This is a genomic window from Alteraurantiacibacter aquimixticola (genome assembly GCF_004965515.1).
Classification (GTDB): Bacteria; Pseudomonadota; Alphaproteobacteria; order Sphingomonadales; family Sphingomonadaceae; genus Alteraurantiacibacter; species Alteraurantiacibacter aquimixticola.
The window spans coordinates 376,781-395,806 of the sequence record NZ_SSHH01000001.1; the positions used below are offsets into that span (position 1 = coordinate 376,781).

General features: G+C 63.6%; 21 protein-coding genes. 9 read left to right on the forward strand and 12 right to left on the reverse strand.

Annotated elements, in window-relative coordinates:
* Positions 1-4 precede the first annotated feature (4 nt).
* The 4 genes from E5222_RS01550 to E5222_RS01565 all read right to left on the reverse strand — a co-directional run bounded on the left by E5222_RS01550 (position 5) and on the right by E5222_RS01565 (position 3,062).
* Entirely contained in the window at positions 5-544 is a 540-nt protein-coding gene (locus E5222_RS01550) for a 2,4'-dihydroxyacetophenone dioxygenase family protein (protein ID WP_136691852.1), read from the reverse strand.
* Between the two features lie 14 nt (positions 545-558).
* Positions 559-1,092 carry a 2,4'-dihydroxyacetophenone dioxygenase family protein gene (locus E5222_RS01555; protein ID WP_136691853.1) on the reverse strand — a complete coding sequence of 178 codons (534 nt, stop codon included), beginning with the start codon at positions 1,090-1,092 and terminating at the stop codon, positions 559-561.
* 89 nt (positions 1,093-1,181) lie between these two features.
* Positions 1,182-2,468 (reverse strand): MFS transporter, encoded by a 1,287-nt coding sequence (locus E5222_RS01560; RefSeq protein WP_246021503.1) that lies wholly within the window; start codon positions 2,466-2,468, stop codon positions 1,182-1,184.
* A 12-nt stretch (positions 2,469-2,480) separates the two neighbouring features.
* Positions 2,481-3,062, reverse strand: a complete 582-nt coding sequence (locus E5222_RS01565; protein WP_246021504.1) for a VOC family protein — start codon at positions 3,060-3,062, stop codon at positions 2,481-2,483.
* A gap of 75 nt (positions 3,063-3,137) precedes the next feature.
* Here E5222_RS01565 and E5222_RS01570 point away from each other — a divergent pair, with 75 nt between their 5' ends.
* Entirely contained in the window at positions 3,138-3,911 is a 774-nt protein-coding gene (locus tag E5222_RS01570) for a class II aldolase/adducin family protein (RefSeq protein ID WP_136691856.1), read from the forward strand.
* A 17-nt stretch (positions 3,912-3,928) separates the two neighbouring features.
* Positions 3,929-4,474: a (2Fe-2S)-binding protein gene (locus E5222_RS01575; protein WP_136691858.1), complete on the forward strand. Its 546-nt coding sequence runs from the start codon at positions 3,929-3,931 to the stop codon at positions 4,472-4,474.
* A gap of 47 nt (positions 4,475-4,521) precedes the next feature.
* Here the strand turns inward: E5222_RS01575 and E5222_RS01580 are convergent, their stop codons facing one another.
* Positions 4,522-6,621: a TonB-dependent receptor gene (locus E5222_RS01580; RefSeq protein WP_246021505.1), complete on the reverse strand. Its 2,100-nt coding sequence runs from the start codon at positions 6,619-6,621 to the stop codon at positions 4,522-4,524.
* Positions 6,622-6,779: 158 nt separating this feature from the next.
* Between E5222_RS01580 and arsC the strand changes: the two genes are divergently transcribed.
* Both arsC and E5222_RS01590 read left to right on the forward strand, forming a co-directional pair.
* Positions 6,780-7,121 (forward strand): arsenate reductase (glutaredoxin), encoded by a 342-nt coding sequence (gene arsC, locus E5222_RS01585; protein ID WP_136691860.1) that lies wholly within the window; start codon positions 6,780-6,782, stop codon positions 7,119-7,121.
* Positions 7,122-7,241: 120 nt separating this feature from the next.
* Positions 7,242-7,868, forward strand: coding sequence for a class I SAM-dependent methyltransferase (locus tag E5222_RS01590; protein ID WP_136691862.1), 627 nt, complete (start codon positions 7,242-7,244; stop codon positions 7,866-7,868).
* A gap of 25 nt (positions 7,869-7,893) precedes the next feature.
* On the opposite strand, the gene E5222_RS01595 is transcribed toward E5222_RS01590, so the two are convergent.
* Positions 7,894-8,745, reverse strand: coding sequence for a DUF7847 domain-containing protein (locus tag E5222_RS01595; RefSeq protein WP_136691864.1), 852 nt, complete (start codon positions 8,743-8,745; stop codon positions 7,894-7,896).
* 110 nt (positions 8,746-8,855) lie between these two features.
* Here E5222_RS01595 and lipB point away from each other — a divergent pair, with 110 nt between their 5' ends.
* Positions 8,856-9,479 (forward strand): lipoyl(octanoyl) transferase LipB, encoded by a 624-nt coding sequence (gene lipB, locus E5222_RS01600; protein WP_246021506.1) that lies wholly within the window; start codon positions 8,856-8,858, stop codon positions 9,477-9,479.
* 47 nt (positions 9,480-9,526) lie between these two features.
* On the forward strand, positions 9,527-9,802 hold the full coding sequence (locus E5222_RS01605; RefSeq protein WP_211196072.1) for a hypothetical protein: 276 nt from the start codon (positions 9,527-9,529) through the stop codon (positions 9,800-9,802).
* Between the two features lie 11 nt (positions 9,803-9,813).
* Here E5222_RS01605 and E5222_RS01610 read toward each other — a convergent pair whose 3' ends face one another.
* The 4 genes from E5222_RS01610 to E5222_RS01625 form a co-directional block, all read right to left on the reverse strand.
* Positions 9,814-11,136 carry a DUF2254 domain-containing protein gene (locus tag E5222_RS01610; protein WP_136691870.1) on the reverse strand — a complete coding sequence of 441 codons (1,323 nt, stop codon included), beginning with the start codon at positions 11,134-11,136 and terminating at the stop codon, positions 9,814-9,816.
* A 69-nt stretch (positions 11,137-11,205) separates the two neighbouring features.
* Entirely contained in the window at positions 11,206-11,406 is a 201-nt protein-coding gene (locus tag E5222_RS01615; protein WP_136691872.1) for a hypothetical protein, read from the reverse strand.
* A 432-nt stretch (positions 11,407-11,838) separates the two neighbouring features.
* On the reverse strand, positions 11,839-12,825 hold the full coding sequence (gene nadA, locus E5222_RS01620) for a quinolinate synthase NadA (protein WP_136691874.1): 987 nt from the start codon (positions 12,823-12,825) through the stop codon (positions 11,839-11,841).
* Between the two features lie 66 nt (positions 12,826-12,891).
* Entirely contained in the window at positions 12,892-13,806 is a 915-nt protein-coding gene (locus tag E5222_RS01625; protein ID WP_425456225.1) for an MBL fold metallo-hydrolase, read from the reverse strand.
* On the opposite strand from E5222_RS01625, the gene glpK reads away from it, so the two are divergent.
* Positions 13,805-15,277 (forward strand): glycerol kinase GlpK, encoded by a 1,473-nt coding sequence (glpK, locus tag E5222_RS01630; RefSeq protein ID WP_136691876.1) that lies wholly within the window; start codon positions 13,805-13,807, stop codon positions 15,275-15,277. The two genes, E5222_RS01625 and glpK, sit on opposite strands and share 2 nt — an antisense overlap.
* A 161-nt stretch (positions 15,278-15,438) precedes the next feature.
* Here glpK and E5222_RS01635 read toward each other — a convergent pair whose 3' ends face one another.
* On the reverse strand, positions 15,439-15,906 hold the full coding sequence (locus E5222_RS01635) for a DUF1465 family protein (RefSeq protein ID WP_136691878.1): 468 nt from the start codon (positions 15,904-15,906) through the stop codon (positions 15,439-15,441).
* A gap of 141 nt (positions 15,907-16,047) precedes the next feature.
* Positions 16,048-16,245, reverse strand: coding sequence for a YdcH family protein (locus E5222_RS01640; protein ID WP_136691880.1), 198 nt, complete (start codon positions 16,243-16,245; stop codon positions 16,048-16,050).
* Positions 16,246-16,442: 197 nt separating this feature from the next.
* Here E5222_RS01640 and E5222_RS01645 point away from each other — a divergent pair, with 197 nt between their 5' ends.
* Both E5222_RS01645 and ptsP read left to right on the forward strand, forming a co-directional pair.
* Positions 16,443-16,598 (forward strand): DUF465 domain-containing protein, encoded by a 156-nt coding sequence (locus tag E5222_RS01645; protein WP_136691882.1) that lies wholly within the window; start codon positions 16,443-16,445, stop codon positions 16,596-16,598.
* Between the two features lie 87 nt (positions 16,599-16,685).
* Positions 16,686-18,959, forward strand: a complete 2,274-nt coding sequence (gene ptsP / locus E5222_RS01650; RefSeq protein WP_136691884.1) for a phosphoenolpyruvate--protein phosphotransferase — start codon at positions 16,686-16,688, stop codon at positions 18,957-18,959.
* The last annotated feature ends 67 nt before the right edge of the window (positions 18,960-19,026 follow it).

Here is a 19,026-nt window from a genome sequence, read left to right on the forward strand (position 1 = left end):
TCCCTTACAGATAGAGCTTCTGGTTGATGGGAATGCCGTGTTCCTTGCAGTGGTTCTCGTAGTGTTCGATGAACCACCACACGTCGACCGTATCCATATAGGTGCCCTGGGCGTCGTAGAATTCGATCGGGCCGTTCATCCAGCCGAACAGCTTGCAGCCTTCGGGATGTTCGGTGACCAGCGTATGCGCCTCGCCCGGTGTTTCCAGGATCAGGCCGCCCGGCGTGCCCACCCAGTCATATTCCAGATAGCGGACCGAACCCGTCAGCGTGACCATCGTCACCGTGCCGCGATGCAGGTGGGTGCCGATCGTGCCCGGACCCTTCATCCACAATATGTTGGAATAGGTGTTGGTGCGCACATCGAAGCTGAGGTGCTTGATGGCGGCATTGTCGCCGAAAGGAACCCATGGGCTGTCTACATCGGTTTCCGCATCGATATAGCGGCCGCCCGGACTCAGCCGTGCGACTGTATCGCGGTACGCCCAAGGCACATCGACGATTTCCTTGGTGTCGGACGGGGGGGCTTTCAGTTTGGTGGCCATGATGATTGTCTCCCTTATCGGATCAGTGTGTCGACATAGTCGGCGCCGATGCCGACCTTGTCGTAATGTTCGCGCGCCATGGCGATGTAATCGAAGACATCGAAATGGGCGGTGGTGTTGCCCTGTTCGTCCAGCCACATCAGCGGACCGGAGACGACGAAGAAGACCTTCATCGGGTCAGGGTGTTCATAGGATACCAGCGTGTGGCTCTCGCCCGGCGTCTCGAAGATGAAGTCGCCTGCCGTGGCGGTCCATTCATGCTCAAGATAAGCCCATTTGCCGCTGATCGTGTAGGCCCAGATGGGCTTGGGGTGGTAGTGCCGGTTCACGATGGTGGCCTTCCTGGCCATCAGCACGTCCGCCCACATGTTGAGGCTGGGGCTGATCCATACCGGCTTGGAATAGACATCCTCCACGATGGGGACCCAATATTCTTCCGGCCCCTCCGCAATCTTGGCCATATAGGCTTCGGGCTTGGCGCCGGGGCGCAAGGCGTGGGGCACGGGCGGCGTGCCGGCCCATGGTTCGGTAGTCGGTGCTTCGGGCATGAGGGTTCCTTCAGGCAGCTCTCGGTAAACCGGTCCCGTCTGGCGCGGGACTCGGCGAAGTTGACAATGTCTAAGGAGTACTTTGGACCCTAAACGGTCTCTGCCACAAGCCCCTTGCGCGCCAGCACGGCAGGCGCGGTTTCCTTCAGCCCCATGGCAACAAAGCCGCTGACGATGGAGAGGCCGATCAGCAGCCACAGGAAGCTGTCCATGCCGAATGTGTCGTTCAGCGCGCCGCCGATGATCGGGCCGAACACGCCGCCCAGTACCTCGCAGCTGCCCATGGCGAGGCCGAGGACGGTGGCGTGGTGGACCGGCTTGAAGGTCTCGGAAGGAATGGTGGCCATGAAGATCGGGAACACGCCGTTCACCGCCCAGCCGACGAAGAAGATCGCCGCAAGGCCGAAAGCGCCGCCTTCGTAATACATCGCGCCGAGCGGGCCGAGCACGGCCAGCAGCGGCAGCCAGACCATCACCGGCTTGCGGCCGATCACGTCGGACAGGCCGGCAATGGTGAAGCTGTAGATCGCCGCGGCAATGCCCAGCGAACCCATGATCCAGCTCATGGTGGAAGGATCGTATCCTTTCACCTCGGTCAGGTAGAGCGGCATGAAGGCCCAGGTGGTCACGAAATGGGCGACCATCAGCACGCCCACGACCACGCAGATCCACATGTTGCGGACCTGCAGTGCGGCGGCGACATCGGCGAAGTAATTGCCCGATCCGGCCTTCTCCTCCTCCGCGGTTTCGGCGGGCTTTTCCGGCTCTTCCAGCATGAACCAGATGAGGGCTGCGGACAGCAGTCCGGGTACGGCGGCGAGATAGAAGGCCTCACGCCAGCTGAAGGCGGTGGCGAAGGCCACCAGCACCACCGGGGCGAGGAAGCTGCCGAGCAGGTTGGAACCGAGGTTCTGCGCCACGCCCTGCGCCAGGCCGCGCCGCTTGGGATCGACTTCGCTTGCCACCATTGCATGGCTGATCGGCATCACGCCGCCCTCGGCCGCGCCCATCAGCAGGCGGGCGGCAAAGAGGAAAACGAAGCTGGTGGCGATGCCCGACAGGAAGGAGCAGAGCGAGAAGGCGATTGTGGCGATCACCAGCAGCAGCTTGCGCTTGCCCAGGCTGTCCGACAGGCGGCCGACGAAGAAGGCCGCGATCGCCCAGCTGAAGGACAGGCCGCTGGCGAGCAGGCCGATCTGCGTCTGCGAAAGCTGCAGCTCCGGCTCCACGAAAGGCATCAGCGCGTTGAGCGCCTGCCGGTCGAAGAAGACGATGCCGAAATTCAGCGCCAGCAGGAACACCAGCAGCGTCTGGTAGGCGGGTGAATTCTTCATCCAGTTGCCGGTCGGCTGCCCGGCCGCGGTCGTGCTTGCCATTGTTCTTATGTCCTATCCGAAGGGCCTGATGGGGTTGGAGCCGTCCCAGTCGCGGCTCGCTTCCCAGAAGCGGGTGAAAGTCTCATTCATGCCGGGGGTGACCGGTAGCAATTCGAGGAAGCCGGAGGCCGGGCCCGATCCGTTGTCGAGATAGACCACTTCGCCGCCCGTCGGCACGGCGGCGCGATAGGCTTCGTGGTAGCCGCGGGTCTGGTAGTCGGCGCTGGCGGCATCCACATCCGCGCAGGCGATGCCGAGATGGTGGAAGCCCCAGCCGCGCAGCTTGCGGGTTTCCCGGTAGACGCTGGGATTGTCGTCGAGCGGCTGGATCAGCTCGATCAGCATGTGCCCGGCAAAGCCCATGGCGAGAGCGATGTCGGCGGTGCTTTCATTGCCGCGATAGGTCTGTCCCGGGGTCAGCAAATTCGGCAGGACGAAGAAGGGGCCGGCCTTCATGTCGCGCACCCAATGGCCGATCGCGGCCCTGAGGTCGGGCACAATGAATGCCGTTTGCGCCACGCCACCCATCGGCTGGCCGAAGCCGAGCTCATCTGCCATCGAATCCTCCCCTGCTGCCAGCCTGCGACCGGTCACGCCGCGCTTGGCTCGCCAATTAGGGCGACAAAGTCAATCTCGCTGTGTAATCTGCCCCGAAAAGGGAGAGAGCGGATGGCAACTCAGTTGAAGCCCGATACGGGCGAACCGAAGATCGATTGCAGCGAAGAGGAATGGCAGGCGCGGCTGGACCTTGCCGCCTGCTATCGCATCTTCGATCACATGGGCTGGTGCGAGGGGATCTATAACCACATCACCCTGCGCGTGCCCGGTGAACGCGATGCCTTCCTGATCAATCCCTTCGGCCTGATGTGGGACGAGGTGACCGCCTCCAACCTCGTCAAGATCGATGCGCAGGGCAACAAGCTGGCGGAGAGCCCTTACCCCGTGAACCTGGCGGGCTTCACCCAGCATGCGACCTTCCACAAGGCGCTCGATTGGGCGCATGCCATCGTCCATACGCACACGCCCGATACGATGGCGGTGTGCTGTTCGAAGGAAGGGCTGACGCCGCACAATTTCTACAGCTGCTTCTTCGAAGGGCTGGTGGGCTATCACGATTTCGAAGGCATCACCGTGCGCAACGAGGAAAGCGAGCGGCTGGTGCGGAATATCGGCAACAAGCAGGTGCTGATGCTGCGCAATCACGGCCCGGTTCTGATGGGAAAGACCATCTACGAGATGTTTTTCCTCTATTATATGTTCCAGCGTGCTTGCGAGGTGCAGGTGAAGACCTATTCGATCGGTGAACCGATCATCGTTCCGCCCGAAGTGATCGAGGTGCACCAGCGCGACCGCGACCTGATGCTGGTGGACGATTTCGGCAAGCTCGATTTCCGTGCCTGGACGCGGCGGATCGACAAGATCGACAGCTCCTGGCGCAACTGAGTATTGCCTGACCCCTCATGACCCAGATGACCGTCAATGACCGGCCGGTCCGTTTCGACATGGACCCGCAGACCCCGCTGCTGTGGGCGTTGCGCGATGCGGCGAACCTCACGGGCAGCAAATATGGCTGTGGCGTCGGCGATTGCGGGGCCTGCATGGTGCTGGTCGATGGCGAGGCGCTGCGGTCCTGCCTCATCACCCTGGCCGAAGCGGAGGGGCGCTTCATCACCACGATCGAGGGGCTGAGCGAGGATCGCAGCCACCCGGTGCAGCAGGCGATGGTGGCGGAGCAGGCGATCCAGTGCGGCTTCTGCACGCCGGGTATCGTGATGGCCGCCGCCGCGCTGATCCAGCGCAATCCCGATCCGTCCGAGGCGGATGTCAGGGAAGCCGTGCCGAATTTGTGCCGCTGCGGCGTCTACCCGCGCCTCGTCCGCGCGATCCAGCGGGCCGGGCGCGTCGCGCGCCGCCGGGAACGGATCAGCGCCGCGCCTGCGCCGGGTATCGATATGGAGGATGCTGCCCGCGCGGTTCCTGCCTTGCGGGCCGATAGCGCGGAATGAGCTGACCCGGCGCGCCTCGCAGCGCACCGGGCCGGTCATACTTCAACTCAGAAGCGCAGCCTTGCGCCGATGCTCGCATTCAGCGGCTCGGCGGGCTGGATGTTGTTGTCGCCATGCGCCGAGGGGTAATATTCCTCGTCGAACAGGTTCTCGACATTCAGCTGCAGCGAAACCTGTTCGCTGACGTCGAAATAGAGCGCCGCATCCACGCGGGTATAGGAAGGCAGCACGACATTGGTGCTGCTGCTGGCGAACTGGTCCGACATGTGGACCACGCCCGCGCCGATGCCGAAGCGTTCGGTCACGTCGTAGCGCGCCCAGGCGGTGACGTGATGCTCGGGCACCTGCTGCAGCGGCGTGCCGGCAACTGCGGAGGTGGTCGTCTGCGTGATCTCGCCGTCGAGATAGGCATAGCCGAGGCTGACATTGAGATTGGGTGCCAGCTCGCCCGCCAGCCCGATTTCGAAGCCATCCACCTGGCTTTCGCCCAGCGCGACGACCAGACCCGGATTGGCCGAGTCGGGTGCCTGAGTGTTGTCGCGCGTCAGGCGGAAGATGGCGGCGGTCAGGAACAGCTCGGGCTGGATCGACCACTTCACGCCGGCTTCGAGGTTCTCGAAAGTCTCCGGCTCCAGCGATGCGCTGGTAGCGTTGAGCACGGTGAACTGGTCGCCCGATTGCGGCAGGAAGGTCTCCGACCAGCTGGCATAGATCGAGACATGCTCGACCGGCTTCACCACGACGCCGAGGCGCGGGCTCCAGCGCGAATCCTTCCGCTCCGCATCGAAAGCGCCGATGATGTCGGAGGAGGTGAGGTCGAACTCGTCATAACGCACACCGCCGATCAGCTGCACTACGCCGAGGTCCATCTGCTCCTGCACATAGAAGGAGAAGGTGTTGAGGTCGGAGGTGCCGGCCCGCTGCGGCTCCAGGATGAAGGCGGGCGGGGCGATCACATCGGCCAGCGGCACGGTGATCGAGGTATCGGCGCCGCCATTGAAGCGTGCGCGGTCGCGGATGGAGTCGGTCTCCGAAGTGGTGAATTCCGCACCCACCAGCAGCGTGTGGCCGATGGCGCCGGTCTCGAACGTGCCGATCAAATTGGCCTGGCCGATCAGGTTCTCGCGATCGGTGCCGCTCTCGTAACCGGAAAGCGTCGCCGTGGTCGCGGTGGTGCCGCCACCGGGGACGAGGTTCGCATAGAACTTGTCGTAATCGGCATATTGCAGGCTCGCATTGAAGGCGAGCGCGCTGGAGAAGTCGTGGTCTACGCGCAGGCGGGCGATATGCACTTCGACATCGCTGAGATTGTAATCGGGATCGCCGAAGAAGGTCTCGTCATAGCCTTGCAGCGGTTGGCCATTGAAGCTGGGCACGCCGCGATCGACCACGCGCTCGTCATCGTCATAGGTGTAGCTGGCGGTGAGGCGCGTATCGGGACCGGCATTGATCGTCAGCGTGGGAGAGAAGCCGAAGAAGCGGCCTTCGTAGAAATCGCGGTGGCTGTCGAATTCTTCGTATGTGCCATTGATACGCAGCGCCACACCTTCGGACAGCGGTGTGTTCACGTCACCCGACAGGGCGAAGGCGCCGAATGTGTCGATCTCCGCAGCGGCACCCACGAAGCTGGTGCCGGTTTGCGCGGTCTTGCTGACGCGGTTGATCGCGCCGCCGCCCGCACCGCGGCCGAAGATCAGCGCATTGGCGCCCTTGAGCACCTCGACGCGTTCCACGTTGTAGAGCGAGCGGTAATATTGCGCATCGTCGCGCAACCCGTCGAGATAGAAGTCGGCGGTGGTTTCCTGCCCGCGGATGAACACCTCGTCGCGGTGGCCTTCGCCCGTCTCCAGGCTGACGCCGGGAACGAAGCGCAGCGCGTCGTTCAGCTGGGTGACGCCCTGATCCTCCATCTGGTCGGCGGTGATGATGCTGACGGCCTGCGGCACGTCGATCAGCGGGGTCGCGGTCTTGGTGGCGGTGGATCCGTCGGTTTCGGCATAGCCGTCACGCTCCCCGGTCACGACGATCTCGGTGCCAAGATAGTCGCGCTGTGCATCGTCCGTGGCATGGGCAGGCAGGGCGATGGCAATGGCGCTCAGGCTGGTGGCGAGCAGGGCAGCGCGGCGGAAGGAAACAGAGTTGATCAAGATACCCTCGGAAAACTAGCGTGTATTGCTTTGATGAGATTGATTTTCAAAAGCGCATCTATTGAGAGTCATTTGCACTTTCAACAGCAAATCCGAGCTCTTGGCGATCTTCCCGCGAGCGGCTAGGCACGAAATGCATTGAGAAGAGAGGCGAGCAAATGAAGGCCACGATCTGGCACAACCCGCGCTGCAGCAAGTCACGCCAGGCGCTGCAGGTGCTGGAGGAGAAGGGTTACGAGGTGGAGGTCATCCGCTATCTCGACGACCCGCCCAGCCGCGAAACGCTTGCCCGGCTCTACAAGGCGGCGGGCATGCGCCCTGCCGAGGGGCTGCGGCTCGGCGGGACCGATGCGAAGGAGCGCGGCCTGCCAGATGCGGATGACGACACGGTGCTCGATGCCATGGCCGCCGATCCCAAGCTGATCGAACGGCCGCTGGTGGAGACGGCAAAAGGCGTGCGGTTGTGCCGTCCACCCGAACGCATCGCGGACATCACCTGATCCGGTGATGGGGACAATTTACCGCCAAGACGTTGCAATGCTTCGCGCATTTTGCGAGGCTTGCTTTGTGACACAGCGACGCATCACGTGCACGGCCTTTCAGGGGGCTGCATTCTTCCAATGAACGGCAATGAACTGGCCCGGAGTCGCGGCATTCCGCGTCTCAAGGAGAAGATCAAGCGCGCGCTCGGCCCGGCCGGCGTGTTCTTCCGCGGCTTCCTTGAACATCCGCGCATGGTGGGTGCGATCCTGCCGTCCAGCCCGGCTGTCATCAAGGCGATGCTTGAGCCCGTCGACTGGGCAAATACGAAGCTGTTCGTCGAATATGGCCCCGGCGTGGGCACGTTCTGCCAGCCCGTGCTCGACCGCCTGCCGCGCGATGGCGAGTTGCTGGTGATCGACACCAACCCGCTCTTCATCGAATATTTGCGCAAGACCATCTCGGACAGCCGTTTCCACGCCGTGCTTGGTTCGGCCGAGGATGTGGAGGATATCGTGCGCTCGATCGGTCATGAGAAGGCGGACTATGTCCTCTCGGGCCTTCCCTTCTCGACCCTGCCCGAAGGCGTAGGCCCGGCCATCGCCTCTGCCACGGCACGGGTGATCCGCAAGGGCGGGGCTTTCCTGACCTATCAATATGCGGGCGCCGCGCGTGCGCTGACCGCGCGCCATTTCCCGCGCGTCACCTCCACCCGCGTGTGGGCGAATATCCCGCCCTGCGTGCTCGCCTGGGGCTGGCAGGACTGAGCGGGCACGCGCTCCGCAAAAAGATCTAGTCGAAGGTTTTCGAAAGGCTCTCGGACCCGCTGCCGGCCAGCTGCTGGTACATGGAAACGAGCAGGCCGCAGAGGATCATCGCCACTACCGCGCCCATAGCGCCATTGGTCAGGCCCAGCACGATATTGGTCGCGCTGCCGCCTCCGAATGCCGATGCAAGCAGCCCGGCCACCGCGCCGATCAGCAGGCTGATGACGAGATAGGCAATGAACAGCAGGGCGAAAAAGCCGAAGATCCGCCGCGAATGCGAGCCCGTCAGCGTCCAGGAGCGCTTCACTGCCGCCACCGGATTGCGCTGTCCCTCCAGCGCGACGACCGGCGTCGTCAGGCAGAAACGGACCGAAACGTAGAGCATCACCACCATCATCGCGATGGCGATGATCACGCCCAGCACGGCTGCCAGCGCCCCGCCGCCAATCAGGCCGACCACCGCGCTTACCAGCCCGGTGACAATCACCAGCGCGATCCCGATGGCGATGTAAGCAAGGATCATCAGCAGCAGGACACCGATCAGCGTGGGCAGGCATTGCGCGCCCAGCCGCAGCGCCTCACCCACCGTGGGGCGATCCGCGCCCATCAGCGCGATCATCGCGGTATAGCCGATCATCTGGAAGATTACGGCGAAGATAACATAGATAACAAGCGATCCGGCGACTTCGCCGAACATGGCGGCAAGCCGGTCGGGATCGGGATTACCCTGCAGGCCGGTCATCAGGTCGGGGAAGGCGACATACATCAGCATGCCCGGGATCAGCAGGAAGATCCCCGCGATCACCGCCAGCAATTGCCAATTGGCCTGCACCAGCGCAACGCCTTGCGACCAGGTGCGGTTCATGTCGAAATTCATGGGCCTGTCCCTCCTTCGTGCAAGTAGCTTGATAAACCGCGCAAGCTGCTTCACGCAATCGCCCAGCGATGGACAATACCCCCTTTCCCCCTGAGGCGCCCGAATGGCGCATGTCAGACAGCCCCGTCCCCTATCGCGAGGCGCTGGCCGCGCAGGAAGCGCGCAATGCGGCGATCCGTGCGGGAGAGGCGGCCGAGCTGATCTGGCTGCTCGAACACCCGCCGGTCTATACTGCCGGGACCAGCGCGGACCCTGCCGAAGTGCTCGACCCGCGTTTCGACGTGGTGGAAACCGGGCGCGGCGGGCGGCACACCTATCACGGGCCGGGCCAGCGCGTGGGCTATGTGCTGCTCGACCTGTCGCGCCGGGGCAAGGATGTGCGCCGCTTCGTGCATGGACTGGAGCGCTGGGTGATTGAGACGCTGGCGGGTTTCGGCGTCGAAAGCTGGGCGGTGCCGGACAGGGTGGGCATCTGGACGACGGACATTGACGGACGCGAGGCCAAGATCGGCGCCATCGGCGTGCGCGTGCGGCGCTGGGTGACGATGCACGGTTTTTCGGTGAACCTTTCGCCCGACCTTTCCCATTTCACCGGCATCGTGCCCTGCGGCATTGACGAGTTTGGCGTCACCAGCCTCGAACGGCTCGGGATCGACCTTGCGCCCGGGCAGTGGGATGAGGCATTGCGGGAAACGAGCGGCGCTTTTCTCGCCGCGCTGGAGGACGATACGTGACGACAAGAGGTCACCACCGACGCCTGGCCCTGGCTATTCCCGCGCTGATGCTGCTGGCATCCTGCGGGGACGAGGTGGAGGAGCCTGCCGGGGATGACGCGCGCGAGGCGTCGGGCGAGATCCTGCCCGGCTCGATCGACGATTCCATGATCGCCACAGACCGCGTGCGCTCGCAACCGCCATTGCTGCGCGAAGTGCCGGCGACGCCCAGCGCTGACGCAGCCACCGGTTCCGTGGATGCGGAAGCCGGTTCCGGGGAAACGCCGGAACCCGCGACCGTCGAGGAGGCGGGCCTTCCGGCGGCAGGAGAGCCCACCGAGTAGGCGCTGGTCGCTCAGGCGGGCATTTCCGCCCTGCGCAGCGTATAGGCCTGTTCGACTTCCGCCAGGTCGGGACCGCCCATCGAAAGCCTTGCCTGGTCCAGCAGGTCGTGCGCCTCGCGCTCCAGCCGTTTCGCGCGTCCTCCTGGGCCGATTGCCAGTGCGGCCTTGGCCAGCACGTCCAGCATCACCTTGGTTGATAGCGGGTTGGTCGCCGCCGCGCTGCGGATCGCACCGAAGCCGCGCGCGACATAGTGATCGAAATCATCAGGCACGGGGAAGACGCGGCAGGTCTCCGCATCCTCCTCGCAGACCCGCTTTTCCAGCCGCCGCTGGCCCAGCTCGGCCGTCGCCGCGCCCAGCCAGTGTAGCGCGGTGATTGCGGTGAAGGGATCGTTGATGCCGGGGGAGAGGGCGCGCAGGCCGATCTCCACCAGCTCGTCGATCAGGAATTGCGGGTCCTGTTCCGGCGTGCGCGCGGGGCCGAGATTGAACTGCTCTCGCAGCTTATTGCGGATATCGTCATCCAGCTTGCCGCCGCGCAATTGCGCCAGCTCTATTCCGTCATGGACGAAATCGCCCGTGCGCACTTTCAGCGCGATATCGCAATCGTGCTCGTCTCCGATGCGTGCAAGCTCGGTAAATTCGATCAGCTGGACATAGCCGGGACGGTCGGCATGGAGCGGCTCGCCTTCCGGGCTGGTGGTGGGGCCATCGTCCGAGCCTTCGTCCGGATAGGTCTTCTCGATCCCCTGGATCAGCCGCTTGCCGATCCCTTCCAGCACATTGGCAATGCGGATGCCGGAGGGGACGTGGTTGAGAAAGAACACCAGCACCGCAACCGACAGCGCCATCAGGAGGTAGGCGACGAGCAGCGAAAGCTGCGGCACGAAGCCGGGCAGGGCGGTTGCAGCGGCCTCAGCCGCGTCGGCTGCGCTCTCGTCCTCCGCGCGGATCGTCCGCAACACGGTGATCGCATAGACAAAAGTGCCGATGAAGGTCGCGAGGCTGAGCTGGTTGCCCTTGTCCTCCATGAAATTGGTCAGCAGGCGCGGGCCGTAAGTGCTGCTGGCATAGGACACCGCGACGATGGTGATCGAAAACACGGTGGAAGCGACCGCGATCATCGCCCCGGCGATGACCGTGAGCATGTTCGATGCCCCCTCCGGCCGCGCGGGCGTGAGCCACTCCATGTCGTTCAGGAAGGCGGCAAAGCCGTTGCGGTCGAGCCAGACGAGCAGGAAAGCCAGCGCCCCTCCGCCAATCGCGAAGAGCGCGGGATAGAACCAGTAATTCGCGTTAAGCCGCGCCCAGAACCAGCGGATTTCTGCTGTCATGCATGGGGTAACGCGCGGGGGAGCGGTTGGTTGCGCCGATCACTCGCCGCCTGCGAGTAGCGCTCATTCTTAGTTTGCGCCGGGCGCTTTAGTGCTCAGCGCAAGAGTCGCCACTTCGGCGATCGTCTCCGGAGCGCCGAACGCAATCGCGATAGAAAAGAGTACTATTGGGACAGAAAGGAATAGCAAAACGCAGATGAAAGCCAACACGGGCGAGCCATCATCAAGGAAGGCCTTCACGACTTCCGAAATGGCTTGCCAGCGGTTCACGAACCGCCGTCCAATATATAAATGACCTTGCTCATACGCACATCATACAGGCGCAGAGGCATTGTCGCAAAGGCACATATAGCGACAATCAAGACAATATAGGGGGTGAGCAATATTGTCAAAAAAATTGAAGTATTCGCGTTGAATCGGCGATTATCGGCAGACTTCCGTTGATGTAGTTGATTTAAAAGGAAATTCTCGGAAAGAGCCGCGAGACTTGTAACCTTCTGAATTTTAAGTTTTTTTTCTTAAAATCGACTTTGTTGACTGGCGCTACGACTTCTGAATCCCTCACTCGTGAATTGATTTACCCACAGAAAATGGGTCTGAGATCGTTATCAATTTAGCGAATGAGCCTGTGGAAAAGTTGGCAGAATAGAGGGGTTCGGATATCGGCTGAGAGAGATTTGGGAGCTTTTCGAATCGGTTGGGCTAAGCCCGCCCCAGATCACCTTTGCCGACAGTCCCCGCGGCCATTTCCAGCATCCGGTCGAGGCTCTTCTTCGCATCGAGCCGCAGCTGTTCCTCGATCTCGATACGCGGTTCGAGGTCACGCAGGCAGAGGTAGAGCTTCTCCATCGTATTGAGCGCCATGTAAGGGCAGATATTGCAGGCGCAGTTTCCGTCCGCACCCGGCGCGCCGATGAAGGTCTTCTCCGGTAGCGCCTTTTCCATCTGGTGGATGATATGCGGTTCGGTCGCCACGATCAGAGTGTCGCCCTCGAAGGTCTTGGCGAAATTGAGGATGCCGCTGGTCGAGCCGACGAAATCGGCATGGTCGATAATGTGCGGCGGGCATTCCGGATGCGCGGCGATGGGGGCATCGGGGTGCTGCTGCTTGAGCTTCAGCAACTCCTTCTCGCTGAAAGCTTCATGCACGATGCAGACGCCCGGCCACAGCAGCATTTCGCGGTTGAACTTGCGGGACAGGTATCCGCCAAGGTGGCGGTCCGGCCCGAAGATGATCTTCTGGTCCTCGGGGATCTGCGACAGGATCGTTTCGGCGGACGAGCTGGTAACGATGATGTCGGACAGCGCCTTCACCTCGGTCGAACAGTTGATGTAGGTCAGCGCGATATGGTCCGGATGCCGCTCGCGGAAAGCCTTGAACTTGTCCGGCGGGCAGCTGTCTTCGAGCGAACAGCCAGCCTCCATGTCGGGCAGGACCACGATCTTCTCGGGGCTGAGGATCTTGGCGGTCTCCGCCATGAACTTCACGCCGCAAAAGGCGATCACGTCCGCATCGGTTTCCGCCGCCTTCTTGGAAAGCTCCAGGCTGTCGCCCACGAAGTCGGCAATGTCCTGCAAGTCGGGCGTCTGGTAGTAATGCGCCAGGATGATCGCGTTCTTCTCCTTGCGGAGGCGGTTGATCTCTTCAAGCAGGTCGGTGCCGGCGGGGATGAGGGTCTGGAGGGTCATGCTACCTCTTCATGGTGCGAAAATGTGTCTGCTGGGTGCGATATAGCGCCTGCGCCGCAAATTGCATTAATTGCCGGGAGCAATCGACCATTGCTCATCGGAAAGTGCGACCTTTTCCTGCTTTTCCAGCTCGATAAGATGCGCATGCACGCTTTGCGAAGCTGCGGGCCAGAGGAATTCGGCGACGCCCTTATACATCACCGGCACCAGCTCTGTGATGGTGCGCGGCTGTTCGGCCAGCAGCTTCACAATCTGCCGCTCGCGCGCGCGGCGGTGGCCGGCCATGCCGCGCACCAGCTGGCGCGGCTTCGTTACTGCCGGGCCATGCGCGGGGTAATAGATGCGGTCCTCGCGCTCATAGAGCTTGGTCAGGCTCGCCATGTAGTCGCCCATATCGCCATCGGGCGGGACGACGACGCTGGTGGACCAGCCCATCACGTGATCGCCGGTGAACAGGGCGCCGCTTTCCTCCAGCGCGTAGCAGAGGTGGTTGGAGGTGTGGCCGGGCGTGGCCACGGCGGTGAGCGTCCAGCCGGGGCCGGTCACCTGCTCGCCATCGGCCAGCACGCGGTCGGGCTCGTACTCCTTGTCGAAAGGCGCATCCACGCGCGGGGCGTCGCTCTGGATATGCAGCGGAGCGCAGCCGATGATCGGCGCGCCGGTGCTTTTCGCCAACGGCGCGGCGGCGGGCGAGTGGTCGCGGTGCGTGTGCGTGCACATGATCGCCGTCACGCGCGCATTGCCTATCGCGGCTTCCAGCGCGGCGAGGTGCTGGGGATCGGCGGGGCCGGGGTCGATCACCGCCAGCCCATCCTCACTGCCGACAAGGTAGGTCTGCGTGCCGGTAAAGGTGAAGGGCGAGCCATTGGGGGCCAGCACTCGGCGCACCAGCGGCTCCAGCTCTTCGCATTCGCCGGTCGGCCAGGGTTGCGGGGGAAGCGACATGCGCGGCATATGGGCGAGGAGGGAGAGAATTGCCATGACCGATCGCCTGATCCTGGTGCTGGACGAGGGGACCACCTCGACACGCGCAATGCTGTTCGGTGGCGATGGCCGCCAGCATGGCGTGGCGCAGCAGGATCTGACCCAGCATTATCCGAAGCCCGGCTGGGTCGAGCATGATGCGGGGGAGATCTGGGAGCGCACGCTCGCCTGCGCGCAGGCGATGGTGGAGAAGGCGGGCGGCGCGGACCGGATCGCCGCCATCGGCATCACCAACCAGCGCGAGACGGTGGTGGCCTGGGACAAGGAAACGGGCGAGCCCTTGTGCCGCGCCATCGTCTGGCAGGACCGCCGCACCGCCGAATTCTGCGCCCAGCTGAAGGCGGCGGGGCATGAGGAGATGGTGCGCGGCAAGACCGGCCTGCTGCTCGACCCCTATTTCTCCGCCACCAAGATGCGCTGGCTGCTCGACAACGAGCCAGAGGTAGCGAAGGCGGCGCAGGATGGGCGGCTCGCTTTCGGCACGGTGGAAAGCTGGCTTGTGTTCAAGCTGGCAGGCGGGCTCCACATCACTGACGCGTCCAATGCCAGCCGCACGCTGCTATTGGCACTCGATGGCGAAGGCTTCGATCTGGAGCTGTGCGACCTGTTCGGCATTCCGCCTGCCGCCCTGCCGGAGGTGGTCGACAATGCGGGCATGCTGGGCGTGGCAGCGCCAGGCTTGCTCGGCGCGCCCATTCCCATCACCGGCATGGCGGGCGACCAGCAGGCGGCGACGATCGGGCAGGGCTGCCTTGCACCGGGCGATACCAAGGTCACCTATGGCACCGGCGCCTTCATCCTCACCTGCACGGGCAGCGAACTGCCGCACTCGGACAACCGCTTGCTGGGCACGGTATTGTGCGAGCTTGGCAGGGAGCGGAGCTATGCGGTGGAAGGATCGGTCTTCGTTGCCGGGAGCCTGATCAAGTGGCTGCGCGATTCTCTCGGGGTCATCGAAACGGCGCACGAGACCGAAGACCTCGCCCGCTCGATCGAGGATAGCGGCGGGGTGGTGATCGTGCCCGCCCATACGGGCCTCGGCGCGCCGCACTGGCAACCCGATGCGCGCGGCGCGATCACCGGGCTGACCTTCGCCACCGGCAAGGCGCATCTGGCCAGGGCTGCGCTGGAGGCCATGTCCTACCAGACGTATGACCTTGCCCGCGCCTATGCCGCCGATGGCGTCGAATGGACCTCGCTGCGCATCGACGGGGGCATGAGCGCCAATGACTGGATGGTGCAGGACATTGCCGACCTGCTCGACCTTCCCGTGACGCGGCCCGCTTTCGTGGAGACCACCGCGCTCGGCGCGGCGATGCTGGCGGCGGTGGGATCGGGCCTGCATCCCTCGCTGGGCGCGGCGGCGGCGGAAATGATCGGGGAGACCAGCAGTTTCACGCCGCAAATGGATGCGGCCAGGCGTGAGACACGGCTGGCGGCGTGGGCCGAGGCTCTCGCGAAGGTGTAGCTTGCTGTTGGCGCTGGCCCCTGTGGTCGTCATTGCGAGCGGAGCGGAAGCGCAGCTGGCCTTGGCCAACCAATCCAGGGCTTGGCGCGGAACTGCTCCGGATTGCCGCGTCGCTTCGCTCCTCGCAATGACGAATTAAGCCAAGGTTCGCTTGCCGCCCCCTAAAGGCCGCTCACCGCATTACCCAGCCGCTCGCGCAGGCGGTGGATGGCGCTGGGGTGCATCGTGTAGCTTTCGCGCCAGGCATTATCGAGCCGGGCGATGCGCGCGTAAAAGGCCCTCGTGCGGCCGATCAGCTCGCGCACCTCTCGATCGAGCATGGCGAGCTGTTCCGGATCGCTTTCCGGTTGCGCGGGCGGCAGGCGGCCATGGCGGCGCAGCTGGAATTCGCTCAGCTCCCCGGCGAAATAGGCGCGGTGATTGAGCAGCCAGGCGATCGCATGCATCATCCGCGTGGTGGTGCGCAGCGCCTCGCAAGACAGGGCCACGCGCGACAGGCCGGCATTGGCCGACACGGCATCCAGCCGTCCCGACAGGTCGAACACGGAGCGTGCTTCTTCGGCCAGGTCGATGGCGTCGTGGTAGAGCGTCTCCACGATGGTGGGGCTGATGCTGGCGGGTGTGGCCATGCCGCCTTTGCTATCGCGCGCGCCGGTCCTGCACCAGACTGGTAAGCGTTAATATCCCAGCTCAATTTCCCCTGTCCCGATGGGAAACGCTTTACCCGCCTAGCGGATCTTGCTGATTGACGTGGTGCGGCCGGCGCTTTGTCAGGCGATGATGTCGGGGGTGAGGTAATCCTCGATCTGCGCGATCTGGTCCTTCAATGCCAGCTTGCGTTTCTTCAGCCGGGCGACCCGCAGCTGGTCGGGCCCGTCAGTATCGGTCAGCGCAGCAATAGCGGCATCGAGGTCGCGATGCTCGACCCTGAGCGCCGCCAGCCTCTTGCGCATTTCCTCTTCGGTCACGCCCGGTCCCTTTCACCCGCATTGCTTGCGATCGTGTTGCCGGCACGACTGGTAGCAGCCCGCGATTGCCGATCCAGACTTTTCGTGATTTGATGACAATTGCGCGACTCACGGGAGTCCGCGAGTCGCGTTCGCAACGTCATGCTGTGCCCTGAACAACAGGGGCCATGCCACACATATCCGACAGGAGAACGCCAATGGAATCCTCGCATGTCGCCGCCCTCGAAGCAAAACACGAAGGGCTGGAACGCCGTCTCAAGGAAGAGATGAACCGGCCTTCACCCGACATGGAGACGATCCAGGCACTCAAGAAGAAGAAGCTGAAGCTGAAGGAAGAGCTTTCGCTGCATTGATGGCCGTCTGACATTTCTTGTCTCGCGGGCGAAAGCTTCGCTCGCGAGACATTCCCAAAGCGGTGAATATGTTCTAGGCATGTCCTCATGCCAGGAGCCGCCGCTGCCGCACGATCGATCCTCACCCAGTTGCACGAGGTCATGGCCGCGCGCACCCATGCGCAGGCCAAGCTCAACCGCATCGTCGACATTATCGGTGAAGCGCTCGATAGCGAGGTGTGCTCGATCTACCTCCTGCGCGAGGGGATGCTGGAGCTTTACGCTACCCGCGGCCTGAACCAGAGCGCGGTCCACGTCACTCGCCTGGGCGTGGGCGAGGGCCTGACAGGCACCATCGCCGCGAATATCGAGACGCTGAACCTCGACGAGGCGACGACCCATCCCGAATTCCAGTACCGCCCCGAAACGGGCGAGGAAAAGTTTCACTCCTTCGCCGGCGTGCCCATCGTGCGCCGCGCCCGCGCCATCGGCGTGCTGACCGTGCAGCATGTCGAATCGCGCAAATATGAAGAGGTGGAGATCGAGGCGCTGCAGACGGTCGCCATGGTGCTGGCCGAGCTCATCCACAATGCCGGACTGGTCGATGAGGAGGACCTTGGCGAACGCTCCGAAGCGCAGAGCGGGCAGCAGGTGCTCGACGGTCTGAAACTGGTGAAGGGCCTGGCGCTGGGCAAAGCGGTATTCCACCAGCCGCGCATCCATATCGAACAGACCGTGGCCGAGGATATCGAGGCCGAGCGCCAGCGCGTCTATCTCGCCTTCGACAAGATGCGCGAGCAGATCGACACCATGGCCGGCCAGGCCGAATTCGGCGTGGATGGCGAGCATGAACAGGTGCTCGAGACCTACAAGATGTTCGCCTATGACGAAGGCTGGTCGCGCCGCATCAACGAGGCGATCGATAGCGGCCTGACGGCGGAAGCCGCGATCGAGCGGGTGCAGCAGCGCACCCGCCAGCGCATGCGCGAGATTTCGGACCCGCTGCTGGCGGACCGGATGCATGATCTTGAGGATCTCGCCAACCGGCTGATCCGCATCGTCTCCGGCCAGCTGGGCACGGCGGCGACCACGGGGCTGCATGGCGATAGCATCCTGATCGCCAAGAATCTCGGCCCCGCCGAACTGCTCGAATATGACAAGCGGCGCTTGAAGGCCGTGGTGCTGGAGGAAGGCAGCCTCACCGCCCATGTGGTGATCGTCGCGCGCGCCATGGGCGTGCCGGTGATCGGCCGCGTGCGCAACGTCCGCGGGCTGGTGCGCGAGGGCGATACGCTGCTGGTCGATGGCGATGCGGCCAAGGTTACCGTGCGCCCGGGCCAGGGCGTGCTCGACGCTTTCGAGGCGCGGCTGGTGCAGAAGCGCCAGCGGCAGGCCGAATATGCCAAGCTGCGCGATGTCGAACCCTTCACCCGCGATGGCGAGCGGATCGAGGTGATGATGAATGCGGGCCTGCGTGACGATGTCGCCATGCTCAGCCTGACGGGCGCGGACGGCATCGGCCTCTACCGCACCGAATTCCAGTTCCTCGTATCCGCTGCCCTGCCGCAGCGCGACCGGCAGACGCGTCTCTATCGCGACGTGCTCGATGCCGCAGGCGACAAGAAGGTGATCTTCCGCACCGTCGATATCGGCGGCGACAAGTCGCTGCCCTATCTCTCCAGCGAAAAGAGCCGCGAGGACGAGAACCCGGCCATGGGCTGGCGCGCGCTGCGCCTGGCGCTGGAGCGCGAAGGGCTGATGAAGGTGCAGGCCCGCGCGCTGCTGGAAGGCGCGGCAGGCCGGGAATTGAACGTGATGTTCCCCATGGTCTCCGAGCCATGGGAATTCGATGCCGCGAAAGAGGTGTTCGAAGGCCAGCTCGCCTTCCTGAAGAAGCGCAAGCACAAGCTGCCGAGCGCGATCCGCTATGGCGTGATGCTGGAAGTGCCCTCGCTGGCAGAGACGCTGGACCTGCTGCTGCCGAAGATATCCTTCATCTCGATCGGCACGAACGACCTGACGCAGTTCCTCTTCGCTGCAGACCGCGCCAATCCCTCGCTGGCGGAACGTTATGACTGGCTGAGTCCCGCGATCCTGCGCTTCCTGCAGCGCGTGGTGCGCAACTGCGCGGGCAGCGGTGTGGAACTGGGCGTCTGCGGCGAGATGGGCGGCAGGCGCATGGAAGCGCTCGCGCTGATTGGCCTGGGCATTCGCCGCCTGTCGATCACACCCGCTTCCATCGGTCAGATCAAGGAGCTGGTGCGCCAGGTGGATACCAAGGATATCGGAGAGGCGATGAAGGGCTGGATGGCCCAGCCGCCGCAGGATATGCGCGCCGCCTTGTCCGCCTGGGCGGAAGAGCGCGGAATAGAGGTGGAATAGCGGGCGATTGCGGCAAGTCGGCTTGACTTGTCGGCCTCTCGCTCCATTGATGGCGTCAATCACGGGC

Coding starts and splice junctions, on each gene's coding strand:
- E5222_RS01595 (WP_136691864.1), bottom strand. CDS start 8,745: ATGAATTTCGACATGAACCGCACCTGGTCGCAAGGCGTTGCGCTGGTG.
- E5222_RS01645 (WP_136691882.1), top strand. CDS start 16,443: ATGGAATCCTCGCATGTCGCCGCCCTCGAAGCAAAACACGAAGGGCTG.
- E5222_RS01590 (WP_136691862.1), top strand. CDS start 7,242: ATGAACGGCAATGAACTGGCCCGGAGTCGCGGCATTCCGCGTCTCAAG.
- E5222_RS01575 (WP_136691858.1), top strand. CDS start 3,929: ATGACCCAGATGACCGTCAATGACCGGCCGGTCCGTTTCGACATGGAC.
- E5222_RS01555 (WP_136691853.1), bottom strand. CDS start 1,092: ATGCCCGAAGCACCGACTACCGAACCATGGGCCGGCACGCCGCCCGTG.
- lipB (WP_246021506.1), top strand. CDS start 8,856: ATGTCAGACAGCCCCGTCCCCTATCGCGAGGCGCTGGCCGCGCAGGAA.
- nadA (WP_136691874.1), bottom strand. CDS start 12,825: ATGACCCTCCAGACCCTCATCCCCGCCGGCACCGACCTGCTTGAAGAG.
- E5222_RS01605 (WP_211196072.1), top strand. CDS start 9,527: ATGCTGCTGGCATCCTGCGGGGACGAGGTGGAGGAGCCTGCCGGGGAT.
- E5222_RS01625 (WP_425456225.1), bottom strand. CDS start 13,806: ATGGCAATTCTCTCCCTCCTCGCCCATATGCCGCGCATGTCGCTTCCC.
- E5222_RS01570 (WP_136691856.1), top strand. CDS start 3,138: ATGGCAACTCAGTTGAAGCCCGATACGGGCGAACCGAAGATCGATTGC.
- ptsP (WP_136691884.1), top strand. CDS start 16,686: ATGCCAGGAGCCGCCGCTGCCGCACGATCGATCCTCACCCAGTTGCAC.
- E5222_RS01550 (WP_136691852.1), bottom strand. CDS start 544: ATGGCCACCAAACTGAAAGCCCCCCCGTCCGACACCAAGGAAATCGTC.
- E5222_RS01560 (WP_246021503.1), bottom strand. CDS start 2,468: ATGGCAAGCACGACCGCGGCCGGGCAGCCGACCGGCAACTGGATGAAG.
- E5222_RS01610 (WP_136691870.1), bottom strand. CDS start 11,136: ATGACAGCAGAAATCCGCTGGTTCTGGGCGCGGCTTAACGCGAATTAC.
- arsC (WP_136691860.1), top strand. CDS start 6,780: ATGAAGGCCACGATCTGGCACAACCCGCGCTGCAGCAAGTCACGCCAG.
- E5222_RS01635 (WP_136691878.1), bottom strand. CDS start 15,906: ATGGCCACACCCGCCAGCATCAGCCCCACCATCGTGGAGACGCTCTAC.
- glpK (WP_136691876.1), top strand. CDS start 13,805: ATGACCGATCGCCTGATCCTGGTGCTGGACGAGGGGACCACCTCGACA.